This window comes from Pontixanthobacter aestiaquae (genome assembly GCF_009827455.1).
Classification (GTDB): Bacteria; Pseudomonadota; Alphaproteobacteria; order Sphingomonadales; family Sphingomonadaceae; genus Pontixanthobacter; species Pontixanthobacter aestiaquae.
In genome coordinates, this window is sequence record NZ_WTYZ01000001.1 from 489,700 (window position 1) to 503,775 (window position 14,076).

At 53.0% G+C, this 14,076-nt stretch carries 9 protein-coding genes; 5 read left to right on the plus strand and 4 right to left on the minus strand.

From position 1 onward, the window contains the following. Positions 1-114 precede the first annotated feature (114 nt). Entirely contained in the window at positions 115-2,175 is a 2,061-nt protein-coding gene (locus GRI35_RS02300; protein WP_160612525.1) for a bifunctional DNA primase/polymerase, read from the plus strand. A 136-nt stretch (positions 2,176-2,311) separates the two neighbouring features. Here the strand turns inward: GRI35_RS02300 and GRI35_RS02305 are convergent, their stop codons facing one another. Beyond that, entirely contained in the window at positions 2,312-2,911 is a 600-nt protein-coding gene (locus tag GRI35_RS02305) for a hypothetical protein (RefSeq protein WP_160612526.1), read from the minus strand. Positions 2,912-3,186: 275 nt separating this feature from the next. On the opposite strand from GRI35_RS02305, the gene GRI35_RS02310 reads away from it, so the two are divergent. Both GRI35_RS02310 and GRI35_RS02315 read left to right on the plus strand, forming a co-directional pair. Further along, positions 3,187-7,047, plus strand: coding sequence for an Eco57I restriction-modification methylase domain-containing protein (locus tag GRI35_RS02310; RefSeq protein ID WP_160612527.1), 3,861 nt, complete (start codon positions 3,187-3,189; stop codon positions 7,045-7,047). Further along, on the plus strand, positions 7,044-8,417 hold the full coding sequence (locus tag GRI35_RS02315) for a GmrSD restriction endonuclease domain-containing protein (protein WP_160612528.1): 1,374 nt from the start codon (positions 7,044-7,046) through the stop codon (positions 8,415-8,417). Before GRI35_RS02310 ends, GRI35_RS02315 begins: the two co-directional genes overlap by 4 nt. Before the next feature lie 431 nt (positions 8,418-8,848). On the opposite strand, the gene GRI35_RS02320 is transcribed toward GRI35_RS02315, so the two are convergent. The 3 genes from GRI35_RS02320 to GRI35_RS02330 form a co-directional block, all read right to left on the minus strand. Next, positions 8,849-9,154 carry a hypothetical protein gene (locus tag GRI35_RS02320; protein ID WP_160612530.1) on the minus strand — a complete coding sequence of 102 codons (306 nt, stop codon included), beginning with the start codon at positions 9,152-9,154 and terminating at the stop codon, positions 8,849-8,851. A 10-nt stretch (positions 9,155-9,164) separates the two neighbouring features. Continuing rightward, a complete protein-coding gene (locus GRI35_RS02325; RefSeq protein WP_160612532.1) occupies positions 9,165-10,721 on the minus strand; it encodes a long-chain-fatty-acid--CoA ligase in 1,557 nt (518 codons plus the stop codon). Between the two features lie 112 nt (positions 10,722-10,833). Next, positions 10,834-12,042: a M20 metallopeptidase family protein gene (locus GRI35_RS02330; protein WP_160612534.1), complete on the minus strand. Its 1,209-nt coding sequence runs from the start codon at positions 12,040-12,042 to the stop codon at positions 10,834-10,836. A gap of 135 nt (positions 12,043-12,177) precedes the next feature. Between GRI35_RS02330 and GRI35_RS02335 the strand changes: the two genes are divergently transcribed. Continuing rightward, positions 12,178-13,170, plus strand: coding sequence for a diacylglycerol/lipid kinase family protein (locus GRI35_RS02335; RefSeq protein WP_160612536.1), 993 nt, complete (start codon positions 12,178-12,180; stop codon positions 13,168-13,170). Further along, the gene (locus GRI35_RS02340; protein WP_160612538.1) at positions 13,167-14,060 is read left to right on the plus strand and encodes a hypothetical protein; all 894 of its coding nucleotides are present in this window, start codon (positions 13,167-13,169) and stop codon (positions 14,058-14,060) included. The genes GRI35_RS02335 and GRI35_RS02340 overlap by 4 nt, the downstream gene beginning before the upstream one ends. The last annotated feature ends 16 nt before the right edge of the window (positions 14,061-14,076 follow it).

Below are 14,076 nucleotides of genomic sequence, written 5' to 3' on the forward strand. Positions count from 1 at the left end.
GAGCTGTATTGATCTTCAAACTGTTTCTGAATCTGATTTTTAAACGCGCTCCGATTCTGAATCTGTTTCTTACAAAGCTCTCAGTTGCTCCAATTCTAACCAAGGAGCGCGTTTATGCCCCAGAATAAAGTAACTTACCAAGATCGTCCCGACTTCAAATACCTTGCATCGCTTGGTTTCAGTGTTTGCATAGTGCCTAGAGGAGAGAAGAAGCCAGCCCAAGGCTGGAAGAAATACCAAGAACATTCTGCTTCGGATGAAACCATCCAAGCGTGGCAGGGTAGGATCGCCAACGTGGCCATAATCACTGGACAAGCCAGCGGAGTCATCGTTCTCGACGTTGATAGTCCTGCGGCTCAGAAACTAGTAGACGATCTTGATCTCCCTAAGACGCCTTCAGTGCGGACAGCGAAAGGCCGGCACCTCTATTTTCGTCATCCTTCCTATCGGATAGGCAATCGCACAAAAATCAAAGATGTAGAATTAAACTTCCGTGGTGATGGAGGCCTAGTGATTGGAGCTGGTTCACAGCATCCGACTGGTGCGATGTACGAGTGGGATATCTCACCAATGGACTGCCCATTTGCGGAACTTCCGGAAAGCCTGCTCAAACTTCTAGCAAAGCCAAATCGCCAATCACCCCGATCCGGTACAAAGAGAAATTCTCGCTTCATTGAAGCGGGGCGTTATAGCGCTTGGTTCGATAGGGAGCTCCAAGATGGCTTCACCCAAATTCGAAAACTAGAAGAGGGCCAGCGAAACGACGAACTGTTCAAGGTCGCAGTGAAGCTAGCTAATCATGTGGCCGCAATCGGCATCGAATGGGAACTTGTTGCGGACGAACTTCGCACGGAAGCATTGGTTATTGGCCTCGACGTAGCAGAGATCGACAGCACTCTTGCTAGTGCTTGGAAGAGCGGCAGAGAACGGCCAACTGCATGGCTTAGAATAGCAAATGGCTGGATTTACGTAGCCGGTTCAAACCATTTTTGGTCGCCTGCTACTCAGCAGGCACTCGACCCAAGCGCCTTTTCGATGAACTTTGGAGACAAGTTCGTTTTCGAGAAGGGAACTTTGGCCAAATATCTCACGGACGAGGGCCTTGTAGAAAAGGTTCTAAGCCTTGAGTACGAGCCGTCCCAGCCGGAAGGTGCTTTTGAGCGAGCTGGAGAGAGATTCTACAATTGTTATCGAGCCCCCAATATCGAAGCAATCAAAGGTGATTGGAAGCCATTTACGGAATTCCTAGAACATCTTGTTCCCAACGGGCTGGAGCGAGATCATCTAATCAAAATGATGGCATGGACCATTCGCAACCCCGGTAAGAAGTTAAGCCATGCCTTGCTTCTTCAATCCCCAATCCAAGGCAACGGAAAGACCACATTGACCCAAATCTGGCGGCATATGCTTGGATGGGAGAATACGCGCGAGACTACATCAGGTGAGATGGACAGCCAGTTTCAGTCCTATCTCAAAAACAAAGTCTTTGTGGTTTTAGACGAGCTAAATCTTGGGAGCGGTCGGAACGCATACAACAGGCTGAAAACTATCCTCACGAGCAGCACGGTTGCTGTTGATGAGAAGTATGAAAAAGCCAGAGAGATGCGCAATTTTACGAATTGGGTTTTCGTCTCAAACCTCGATGCACCGATTCTAGTTGAACAACAGGATCGACGTTTCTTTGTGATCCAAACTCACGCTCCGTCCCGTTCACCAGAATATTGGAGCAGCTTCTACGAATGGTGGAAGGGCAATCTGGGAATCTTGAAGTCTTACTTCGAAAGCATTGACCTCAGTGACTTCGAGCCAAAAGCGAGGCCACCAATGACTGTTGGTAAAGAGCGATTGATCGAACAGAGCGAGCCGCCTTTGGAGCAGCACCTGCGCGAGTTAATTCAAGAAATGAAGCACCCGCTCAGAGAGGTTTGTACTCTTTCAGACGTGCAAAGAGCTTTGAGGCAAAGCGGCATAAACTTCGACAAACCTAGCAAGCTGAAGAATGCACTCAAGGCAATTGGCTGCAGGCACTTGGGCCAACAACGTGTTTCAAATGGAACACGACCTTCTCTGTGGGCACTCAAAAATTGTGTTTATTGGCTGACGGCTTCCCACGAAAAACGCCGAGAGGCGTACGAGATTGGCTCTCCTCTCCAAGTGCTGGAGGAGGTTGCTTAAGCCCATTGTCTGTCTGTCTAGGCCCTCAGATTAAACAATTCATTGTACTAATTATTGATCAATTGTCTTTCTCAGACTTTTCAAAAGAGCTTAGACAGACAGACAAATAGACAACGATTATGACATCGAATGCCATTCAGTCCGTTGTGAACGCTTCAAGCGTCAGATCACTGCTAGTAAGCGAAGCGAGGCTTCCATCCACCACCAAATGGGCAACTTGGTAGCAGTTCAACCAAGGCCTCTTCGGGTCAATTGAGTTAGCATCAAAATAGCCTTCAACCCCCTCCTTCGACAATGGCGCCTCGTTGAAGCTTCTTGGAAAACGAACTGTATTGACTTTTAGTTCGCCGCGCTTGGACCAAATGCTCTCCCTAATGAAATCACCAGCCGCGCCATCGACATAGAGCTGGCAATGATACCCGCTCATGCTGTGCACGGTATCCTCGCCCGATGCCACACGGTTAAGTGAAGGCTTCACTTGCCTCTGAAAGCTAATCGATTGCCCACCAACCATACTGACCGCCCTCAAGCACTCCAATCCAGCGATGCTCTCATAGCATCTTTCGAGATCCTCCATCTCTACCTCATCATAGGATGAGAGCAGGAGGTGGCTGCCGTCAGAAAGCTCCTCCCACTCAGGCTCCGCATCCTTTTGCGGCGGCGTTTGGTCACAGCCTGCAAGAACCAGACTTAGGCTTGTGGCTAGGACTAGATTTCGTTTAGGTTTTGTTTTCATTCTGGCCTCGTTTAGATCGAGGCAGCCCGTCGAGCCGGGTGTTAGTAACCAAGCACATAGCACAAGGCGCTGCCGCTTTTGGGCAGAACCTTGGACATGGCGACAGCCACCCGGCCAGAATACTCTGTCCGGCCTATGTGCACTGAGGTTACTAAGCCTCACAGACGGGATTTACCGCCTGCAAGAACATCTCTAGCAAGCGTAGGCAGAGCATTCAATGATTGCGCAACCCAATGCGCCTTGTATGGTTGCTTCGTAAAACTCAGTAATTTTCAATGACATTGCATTGCTGGCAAAGTCGATATGAAGAGTGCTTTAGTAAAGGCGATAAATTGGCAGTCGGCGATCCTTCAGAATTCATCACTAGGCCGTTCTTGCGCTCAATCTGGGCGGAAGACTTCGAGCGATTTAAAGACACTGACGAGGAGCGCACTTTACTGACAACGCTTGAGAACTGGGCGGCAAGAAATGCAGCAGGAGAAGTTAGGGACGAGAATGGCCTCATGTCCAACATCTTTGGCGCTTTGTGGGGCTACATTGAGGTAGGTGCCAATCAAGCAGGCGAATTCTCAATTGATCCGCAATTTCGAGTGCAAGGCGCTGGACCAAATGGCGGCGCTGGTGCTGCAGACGCAGGATTGGGATTCTTCGGCCACGAGGGAATTCCTGACACTCTGCAAATTGCTTGTGAGTTCAAGGGCCTCGACACAGACCTTGACGCTCCCCAGCAGGGTAGAGCTGACAAGAGATCACCAGCTGAGCAGTGTCTAAATTATCTGGTTTGTGCTCGGAGGGGGATGACAGGCAACGAGGCTATCACCCCTCGTTGGGGCATCGTCACTGACATGAACGTGTTCCGGCTGTATTGGTACGACCGTGCTCCATCTGAGTATCTTGAATTCAATATTGAACAGCGCTCCTTGCTCCAAGGCACGGGTATGCTGGGAGATGACGAGGAAAGTCGTTTTGAGCGTTACCTATTCAAGAGGCTTTTTCACGCAGAGACACTCCTATCCAAGGGGCAAAAGCCAGAGCTTGAACAGCTTATTTCCCGTGCTTGGATTAGGGCGAGAGAGCTAGAGAACGCATTCTACCAGGAATACAGAGCTTACCGTGAGCATCTCTTTCAAGCTCTTATCGAGGCAAACCCCAATTTTGCAGGCACTAGAGGGCGATTGGTCCGACTTGCACAGAAGGTGCTTGATCGCTCGATATTTGTTTTCTTCTGTGAGGATATGGGAAGGGCACTAGGGTATCCTCCACAGCTGCTTCGAGACTTACTCATTCACCGGAGCATCGATCAGTACTTCAACCCAGATGGTTTCACAATTTGGCGTGAGTTGTGCGATTTGTTTGCTGCCATGAACGAAGGCAGAGCCTTTGGCGGCCATGCGCTTAATCAGTTTAATGGCGGCCTGTTTGCTCCAGACCCAGAGCTTGATGAGCTCAACATTCCCAACCGCCTTTTCTGCATTGCGGGGCAAGGCCACAATGAGGCGAGCCTTTACCAAAACGAGCTAACGCTGCTCTATCTATCCGCTTCTTACAATTATGCCTCTGACATTGGCTCTGCGGTTGTTGCAGACGATCAGGATGGGGACGAGCAACAGACTGCCATTCCAGCTGCCAATGCAAAGAAGGCTGATCCAAGTACTGCTTTGGGCCTTTACACTCTTGGGCGCATCTTTGAGCAGTCGATTACAGAACTCGAAATTCTTGAAGCCGAGGCCGATGGTCGGGTCTCGGTTAACAAGGAAAGCAAGCGGAAGCGTGATGGTGTCTACTACACTCCTGAATGGGTAGTGGAGCGGATTGTTCGCGAAACAGTCGGACGCCGTTTGGCCGATTTCAAGGAAGAAGCTGGTTGGGATTTTGATGCCAACGGCAGGGCTTCCACTGACAGCGAAGAAGCACTTGATGTCTACCAGCGGCGGCTCGAGCAGATCAAAATTCTAGATCCGGCTTGTGGCTCAGGCGCGTTTTTGATCTCAACGCTCAAATTTCTCTTAAATGAGTGGTCAACTGTAAGGGAATTGAGACGCCGCATTACTGGCGACCGTATGGTGAGAGACGAGGACGAACTCATCCGTGACGTCCTCCAAAACAACCTCTACGGAGTGGATATTAACCCCACCTCTGTCGAGATCACCCAACTCGCACTCTGGCTTCACACAGCAAGAGGTGATCGCCCATTGTCGACGCTGAGCCATCACATTCGAGATGGGAACAGCTTGATTGATGATCGATTTTGGCTTGGTCAGGTGGACCTTGATTTAGATGATGCAGAAGAACTTGAGCGGATTAATACGTTCAACTGGGAAGAGAGTTTTCCAGAGGTTTTCGGCGAAGAGGGTCAAGGCGGGTTCGACGTTGTTTTGGGCAACCCTCCTTATGTTAAGCTTCAAAATTTCCGCAAAGCTCACCCAGACATGGCTGAGTATCTTCGTAAAGGGCGTGAAGGCACAGAGTGGACTGGCTATGCTTCAGCAGCAACCGGCAACTTTGACCTTTACATACCGTTCATTGAGAAGGGCCTCGAACTACTGAAGCCAGAAGGCAGGATGGGCTACATTGCTCCTAGCGTTTGGGTACTGAATGAATATGGCGCAGCACTTCGCGACGTGATTTATGACCAGCGCAGCCTCGTCTCTTGGCTAGATTTTAAGTCGCACCAGATCTTCGAAGAAGCTACCGTCTACACGGCGCTGCAATTCTTTCGTAAAGGAGCCCGTGTGGAATCACTGCGAGTTGCCAACGCCCCGGATGGGATTGTAGTTGATGACCCTTGGCTTGATGATACCACGGAACTGACCTACCTGAACCTACCGTATGCTGATCGCTGGCTGATGCTGAGCGGCAGGGAACGGGCATTCATTGATCGCCTTTACGAGACTTACTCAAAGCTAAGCGATGAACGTGTCTCGGACGCGATATTTGTTGGAATTCAAACTAGTGCCGACAAAATTTATCAATTGAAGCGTGTCGCACCGGGCCGATACATAAGCAGGGCGTCCGACAATGCTGAAGTAGCGTTGGAAGACGACCTTTTGAAGCCACTGATATCTGGCGACGAAGCCAAGCGTTACGAAGATCCTACGACCGATACATTCCTCCTCTTCCCTTATCGAAGCGGTGAAAATGGATGCGCTTTGATTCCAGAGGATACAATGGAGAATGAATATCCTTTGATATGGAACTATTTGAAATCGCACGAAGCTGACTTGAGAAAGCGTGAGTCCAATAAGATGGACCGAGACGATTCATGGTGGGCTTACAACTATCCTAAAAATCTTGAGAAGCAGTCCAGTGCGAAAGTTATTGTTCCAAGATTGGTGACCAGATTGAAGGCATCGGTTGATGACGCTGGCTTGTTCTATCTAGACAACGTCGATGCCGGAGGTGTGTCTCCAGCTGAAGGAGTTGAACCCTTCTTTTTGGCGGCAGTTTTGAACGGTAGTGTCGCCAACTATGTATTCAGAAGGATTTCTAAACCTTTTCGGGGCGACTTTTTATCCGCCAACAAGCAATTCATCGCGCCACTCCCCATCCCGACTCTGGATATAGCGGCACAAGAGCCAATCTCCCGGAATGCAGTCAGGCTGCAACGGCTACACACAGAAATGCGAACCGCGCAGGCCGCACTGTCCCACCGACTTCAAAGCACCCCAGCAAGCTTAAGGGTGTTGAACTGGGTATTCCCAATGATTGCCGACCGCGACGATGCCAGAGAGCTCGAAACAGCCCAGTATGTCGAATTGAACAAACGACTTCATTCTGAAGCTGAGTTCTTAGCGATTTGTCGGGACGGCGAGTTGAAGCTCCAGATCGATGGGGCCGACGCGATCTCAGGCATCTTCTTGGACAACGCTGAGGGGGAATTGATAGCAGCACAATGGAACGCGAAGTGCTCATCATTCAAACCTTCCGGTAAAGACCCAGCTAAAAAGCTTGTGACCGACCTCAGGCGTTTAATCGCTACGACCAATCAAGCCTTGATTGACCAGATATTGAACTACCAAGCCGACATTGAGCGCCTGCAACGCGAGATAGTGGAGCTAGAAGAGGCTACCGACCAGCTTCTCTTCGCGGCCTATGAATTGACACCTGAGGAAATACGAATGGTGAGAGCAGGATGACGGCTGAGAATCCCGATAGCATGACAGTCAGGGAGCTCGTTGAACTCCACAAGAAACAGATGCTTCGTGCAAACCCTGAATACCAGAGGGGTGTTGTTTGGAAGGGCGACCAAAAGAAAAAGCTCATCGATTCTGTGCTGCGGGGATACCCTCTGCCTCGCATCTATCTGCATCATGTCAGCGAAAGCTATGCTGGTTTTCAGAACGATCGTCTCGAGATCATTGACGGCCAACAGCGGATCACTGCGCTTAGCGAATTCGCCCAAGGAGCCTTTAAGCTATTTGATCCCAAAGAAGACGACGCAGTAGCAAAGTTTCCTGCGTTCATCAGAGACGAACCATGCGACTGGGGGCACAAGAATTTTGACGGTCTATCAGAAGAACTGAAAACCAAATTCTGGGAGACGAAAATCTCCATAGCCAGAATCGAAACTGACAATACCAATGAGGTCAGAGATCTCTTTGTCCGCCTCCAAGGCGGTATGCCACTGAGTGCGCAGGAGCGTAGAGACGCTCTTCCGGGTCAATTCACGGACTACATTCTGAAGCTCGGTGGGAAGCCTGAGTTAGCAAGGTATCCCGGCCATGAGTTTTTCACCAAGACATTGGGCATGAAGCCGGGGCGAGATCGTGGCAAAACACGCCAATTGGCTGCGCAAATTGCGATTCTCTTTCTCAACCGTCGCGCACTTGGAGGTGATGGCTATTGCGACATTAACGCCAAAGCGATTGACGATTTCTACTACGAGCACCTCGACTTTGATCCTGAAATGGATGCAGCTAAGCGACTCACAACGATCCTTGATAAGATCGTGTCACTTATCCAACCTGAGAAGCACGCAAAGCTACGCGGACACGATGCGATGCACTTAGTTTTGCTCGTAGACACTCTTTGGGATGACTACACCAGAGGATGGGAGCCGAAGTTACCATCTGCGCTCGATGAGTTCTTGAGCCAGATCGCGGAAGCCAAACTTACGAAGGATGACGCATCACCAAGCGAATTCTGGACGCAGTACTCAACTTGGACCCGAGTGAACTCGGATCGAGGGGATAATATCGCAAAGAGGAATCGCTTCTACCTCGAAAAAATGCGGTCCTACTTGGCTCCATTGAACGGAAAAGACCCCAAGCGGCTTTATGGAGAAGTTGAACGCACGGTCCTCTTTTATCGACAGAGCAAGCTTTGCGCCGTTTGCGATGCTCCAGTCAGTTGGAGCGAAGCCGAAATTCACCACGTAACTGAACACTCCAAAGGTGGCCAAACAACCCTGGAGAATGGAGCGATGGTGCACAGCAAATGTCACCCAAAAAGCAAGGCGCAGACCCAGATACTCGCGAAGAAGTTAGCGGCACCAAAGTCAGAATGAGATAATTCAAAAATTATCTCGCATAGTTCGAGGCCCCTGTCAGAGGGAACCAAAAGGTGCTAATAATAGGTGCATCCTACCCTTCCTCTGCGCCCCATTCTTGTATGAGGCCAGCCGCCACACTGACACACCCGTGACACATTTTTAGAGACCTAAAGCAGGTTCTTGTGCTAAGCATTGTCTCGCAAGCAATCGAAGCCTGCGAGAGAGTGTGGTTCTAGTTCAGCCCCAAGCTGTACTGCTGAGCCCGCTGCCCTCCGAAGGCAGAGGCCAGAGGTTCGAATCCTCTCGGGTGCGCCAAGGGCAGAATCCTTAAAAAGGTCCGGCCCTTGACGCGTTATGAGCTGATTGGAATTTCGGAGTAAGCGTACCGAAGGCAAGCAACGCACGGTCTCGGCCCAATACTTTGAGGTTGTTTGTAGCTTGAACTGTTAGAAATTATCGCCTGCGATCCGACAGCCATCAGCGCATACCTTTATCTTCACGGCAGACAATGTCGATTGGTAGTAGACCTCGATTACTGATCGCTGATCGCCATGCTGCACAGAGCCGCTAAGCAACGGGCGTGATCCATCGCCAAGGTTTGCGCTGCTCGAATCGCGAAGGTCTCCGTCGATGTACAGCTTGGCGTTCGAACTCAAGCCAAACGAATTAAAATCAGCCAGTGGGAGATTCATCTCATTGGTCGCTCGTATTTTCTGGCCATGGTGCTCGATCACGAGATCTCGAGAAAACATAGTGTAATCCCTAATTCACCGCACGCTCTTTGCCGTCCCAATAAGGTGCGCGTAGCTCGCGGCGCAGGATTTTGCCGGATGGGTTGCGCGGCAGCGCTTCGATGAAATCGACAGATTTGGGGCATTTGAAGCCTGCGATCTGGTCCTTGGCGTAAGCGATCACATCGGCTTCGGTGAGGCTCGATCCTGGTTTAGCGACGATCACCGCCTTCACTGCTTCGCCCCATTTCTCGTCGGGGATGCCGATCACGGCAATGTCGGCGATATCCGGATGGCCGTAAAGCGCGCTCTCGACTTGTGCAGGGTAGACATTCTCGCCGCCGGTGATGATCATATCTTTGATCCGGTCCTGGATGTAGAGATAGCCTTCTTCATCGACCATTCCGGCGTCGCCGGTGCGGAACCAGCCGTCGCCGATTAGCGCCTTCTCGTTTTCTTCCGGCCGGTTCCAATAGCCCAGCATTACGCAATCGCTCCGGATCGCTACTTCACCGGTTTGGCCTGCAGGTAGCGGATTCAAGTCTTCGTCCATAATCCGGACTTCGACACCCGGCATGGGCTTTCCGGCAGACTTCATCACATGTTCGCGGCCCACGATGTTCTCCGGCTTGTGATCATCAGGCGGCAAGCTGATGACGGTGCCGAACGTCTCTGTCAGGCCGTAAAGCTGCGCGAAATCGCATTTGAGGCGCGCAACACCCTCTTTCAGCATATCGAGCGGGATAGGGCTGGCGCCGTACGTCAAACCTTTGACCGAGGAGAAGTCTGCGGTCTCCGCGTCCGGGTGCGCCAGCATGATGCCCAATGCCGCCGGCACGATGAACAGCCATTTGACCTTGTATTTTTGGACATCGGCAATGGTCAGGGCAGGATCAAATTCGCGGTGAACGATCACTTCCAAGCCGCCAAGAACCCCGCTGATGGCAGTGCCAACTCCTGCAATATGCCCGTATGGCATCGCGAAGATCAGCGAGTCGCCCGGTTCGGGGCAATACCAATAGATGTTGTGTTCTTTGGTCAGCGGACGCAGGTGAGTGCCGTTGTGATGGCTCAGCACCACGCCTTTGGGTAGGCCGGTCGTGCCCGATGTATAGAGTTGTAGCAGCGCGTCCTGCGCGCCGACTTCGACCGTTACTACAGCATCCGATTGCGCGTCGCGCCAGACGTCGAAACTGTCATCGGTCAAAACTTTTTTGCCATCGAAAGGCAATTGATCGGCAAATTCAGGTTCGACAAACAACACGCCTGCGCCGGAATCGTTCAGAATGAACTCGACCTCTTTGGGAGCGAGCCGCCAGATGATAGGGATGAACACCATGCCGGCACGCGCGGCGCCAAGTGCAAGCTCGACCGAACGGTCGCTGTTCTTGCCGAAATAGGCAACGCGATCCCCTTTGGAGAGGCCCATTTCCATCAACCCATTGGCGATCTGTGTCGCGTGGCGATCATAGGTTTTGTAATCTGTCACGCGGTCGCCAAAGCGAAGCGCTATCTGGTCAGGTGTATGTTTGGCATAATGGGCCAAGGCTCCACCATAAGTCGGGAAATAGGGATAGTCTTCGGACATGTAGTCTCTCTCCAGCATCCTCTTGGCCGAATCGCTCGGCTCTTATGCTGGTGACCATGTCGTGTTCGCGGCCCTGCGTAAATGGCCAGGTAAATGCGGACGTAGGTGACGCTCAGTCGAAGCCGCGGTCAAGGAAGCGCAGGGCGCAACCCGCAAGAACCGCCGTCCCGTGTGGCAATGCGCTTTCATCGACATGCATTCGTGGGGAGTGGATGCCGCAGCACGATGACCAGTCATCGCCCTCAGGGGCTACTCCTAAAAAGAACATTGCGCCGGGTACTTTGTCTAGAACGTAGGAGAAGTCTTCGGCCCCCATGATCGGCGCGGGAAGGTCGCGCCAGGTGTCTTCGCCAAGAGTTTCGAGTGTGACTGACTGGCCGAGCGCGACTGCTTTCGGATCGCAGAGAGTGACCGGGAAACCCTCAGTGATTGTCACTTCTGCTTCAATGCCATGTGCCTTTGCTATCCCAGTGACTATTTCGCGCATAAGGGAATGCACTTTCGAGCGGTGCTTACGCGACAAGGTTCGCATCGTCCCGCTGAGCGTTGCAAAGTCGGGGATCACGTTATGTGCAGTTCCTGCAGCTAGCTGGGTCACGGTCACAACCACCGCATCGGCAGCATTAAACCGGCGGGTGACCATACTCTGCAACGCGGTGACGATTTCTGCTGCGACGGGAACTGGGTCGCGCGTGTCATGCGGCATGGAGGCGTGGCCGCCTTGACCGGTGACACGAATATCGAATTGATCAGCAGCTGCCATCAACGGCCCGGGCTTACCCGCGATAATGCCATGCGCCGCGTTGGGCATGATGTGCAGGGCGAAAGCGGCATCTGGCAGCGGATCAATCAACCCGTCATCCAGCATAAATCGCGCGCCGTGATAGCCCTCCTCGCCGGGCTGGAACATGAATTGGATTTCGCCCGAAAACTCGTCTCGCTTACCGCATAGAAGTTCTGCTGCCGCAGCAAGCATGGCAGTATGGGTATCATGCCCGCAGGCGTGCATCCGGTCTTCAATGGTCGAGGCGAAGTCGAGGCCCGTGTCCTCGGCCATCGGCAGTGCATCCATATCGCCGCGCAACAGAACGCGCCGTGTTGGTCCGTTTGCATCCTGTGTGCCTGTGAGTGTGGCGACCATGCCCGTCGTCGCGCCGCCCTCACGCCAAGTTAGTGGCAGATCGGCCAACGCCGTGCGCACTTTGGCGCTGGTTTTCGGAGTTTGCAGACCAAGTTCCGGTTCAGCATGAATCGCCCGTCTGAGCGCAATGAGCCGGCCGGATAGATCGCGGGCGGAGTCGAGTAGATGTGACGTATACATCGTCGCAGATTATCGCATTTTTCGCATCTCGTCTCCCCAGTCTTGCCGCGAATGGGGGCTCGAAAGTGAAATTGCTGGTATATTCACCAAAACTCTAGTGAAAAACGGGGCGACAGAGTCTAAGGCAACAAGGCTATGACCGGATCGACTGCCAATATGAGACCTTCGTCCGATGGCGATAGTGTGCCGGAGCCAGTCGTCGGCGTCATCTACAACGCGCGTAGCCACCGTAATCAAGGCCGGTATCTGGACGCGGCTTCGATGCCGCATGTTCATCTGGAAGAACCGGCCGATCATAGCGAGATATCGGCTGCACTACGGCAGTTCGTCGATCTGGGGATCGATCTGCTGGTTATTAACGGCGGTGATGGAACTGTCCGCGATGTGCTGACATGCGGGCGTGATGTTTTTGGCGATGAGTGGCCTGCTTTAGCCGTCCTCCCGAAAGGTAAGACCAACGCGCTAAATGTGGATCTGGGGGCACCCAATGGCTGGACTCTACCGGACGTGATTGCAGCATACCAAGCCGGGAAACGCCATGTCCGACGCCCTTTGGTTGTCTCTCCAGCCGGAGGCGACGGCATGGTGCATCAGGGCTTTATTCTGGGCGCGGGCGGGTTCACGCTTGGCGTTCGCGCGGGGCAGGACGCGCATAAAATGGGCGCGTTCAACAGTCTTGCAGTTGGTGTGACATCGGCGTGGGGCATTCTGCAAGGTTTGCTGGGTAGCGATGATAATCTCTGGCGGCGCGGCGTGGCTTTGCGGTTGCTACTCGGTGACGACAAACGAGAGGTACCGCGCAGCGAATATGGAGACTCCGCGCGGCGAGTCTTCATGCTGTCTTCCACTCTGGAGAAATTCCCGGTTGGGCTGAAACTGTTCGGCAAATTTCGCGAAGGGCTAAAGTTGGTCGTTCTGGACCACCCCCGCCGCCGCACTTTGGCGCTGATGCCCGCTATTCTGGCCGGCTGGTTGCCGAAATGGTTGCCGGAAAAGGGCGTGCACCACGCGCAGACGGATCACTATGAGATGGATGTCGGCGACGATTTTATTCTCGATGGCGAAGTGTTTCCGGCGGGGCACTACCGCGTGTCGACCGGGCCTGAACTCAGCTTCGTTGTTCCGTGACGGAGACGCTTGATCAGCGTATTCAGCGAAGCCTTTGCGCTGACATACATCCCGCTATTTCGGCCTTTGCGAAGCATCTGGCCGAAGCGGCAGGCGCGCACGCGGCTTTGTTCTATGGTTCCAATCTGCGCACCGGTGAGCTCGAAGGCGTGCTCGACTTCTATCTTCTTATGCCCGGCCCGCAGGTCGAAAAGATTTGGCCGCGCGTCAGCTACCACGAATGGGACTTTGAGAGCACACGGCTGCGCGCCAAAGCCGCGACGATGCCTATGGAAACATTTCGATTGGCCGCCGGCGGCAAGCTGCGTGATACGACGATCTGGGCGCGGTTTGTGCAGCCAAGCGCGTTGGTTTGGAGCGGCGATACCGCGGCAGAGAAAGCTGTTGCCGAGGCTATCGAGGCCGCTGCTATGACAGCAACACGATTTGCTGCCGCGCTCGGCCCGGATCGCGGAACCGAAGGCGATTACTGGCGGGCACTGTTTCAAGAGACTTACAAGGCTGAGTTCCGCGTCGAGAAAGCGGGGCGCGAGGACTCGATCCTGTCGCTCAACCGCGCGCATTTTGATGGGCTCTTGCCCGCTGCGCTGACTGCCGCGGATATTCGCTTCACTATGGTGGATAGCCAGATCGCACTGGCTATGCCTGAAGGCTGGCGCGCGGATATTCGCAAGAAATGGCGTAGCCGCCGGCGCTGGGGGAAGCCGCTCAATGTCGTGCGGTTGCTTAAGGCTAGCACCACTTTCGAGGGCGCGGCGCGCTATGCAGCATGGAAAGTCCAGCGGCACACCGGGGTTGAAGTGGACGTGACGCCTTGGAAAGAAAAACACCCGATCCTTGCGGCACCGGGTGTTCTTTTTAAAGTCTGGCGCTCACGATACGCCAAATAGGTTCTAACCGCGCGAT

Excerpts from the sequence above, each read along its gene's own strand:
- GRI35_RS02315 (WP_160612528.1), top strand. The coding sequence starts at position 7,044 with ATGACGGCTGAGAATCCCGATAGCATGACAGTCAGGGAGCTCGTTGAA.
- GRI35_RS02310 (WP_160612527.1), top strand. The coding sequence starts at position 3,187 with ATGACATTGCATTGCTGGCAAAGTCGATATGAAGAGTGCTTTAGTAAA.
- GRI35_RS02330 (WP_160612534.1), bottom strand. The coding sequence starts at position 12,042 with ATGTATACGTCACATCTACTCGACTCCGCCCGCGATCTATCCGGCCGG.
- GRI35_RS02335 (WP_160612536.1), top strand. The coding sequence starts at position 12,178 with ATGACCGGATCGACTGCCAATATGAGACCTTCGTCCGATGGCGATAGT.
- GRI35_RS02300 (WP_160612525.1), top strand. The coding sequence starts at position 115 with ATGCCCCAGAATAAAGTAACTTACCAAGATCGTCCCGACTTCAAATAC.
- GRI35_RS02305 (WP_160612526.1), bottom strand. The coding sequence starts at position 2,911 with ATGAAAACAAAACCTAAACGAAATCTAGTCCTAGCCACAAGCCTAAGT.
- GRI35_RS02320 (WP_160612530.1), bottom strand. The coding sequence starts at position 9,154 with ATGTTTTCTCGAGATCTCGTGATCGAGCACCATGGCCAGAAAATACGA.
- GRI35_RS02325 (WP_160612532.1), bottom strand. The coding sequence starts at position 10,721 with ATGTCCGAAGACTATCCCTATTTCCCGACTTATGGTGGAGCCTTGGCC.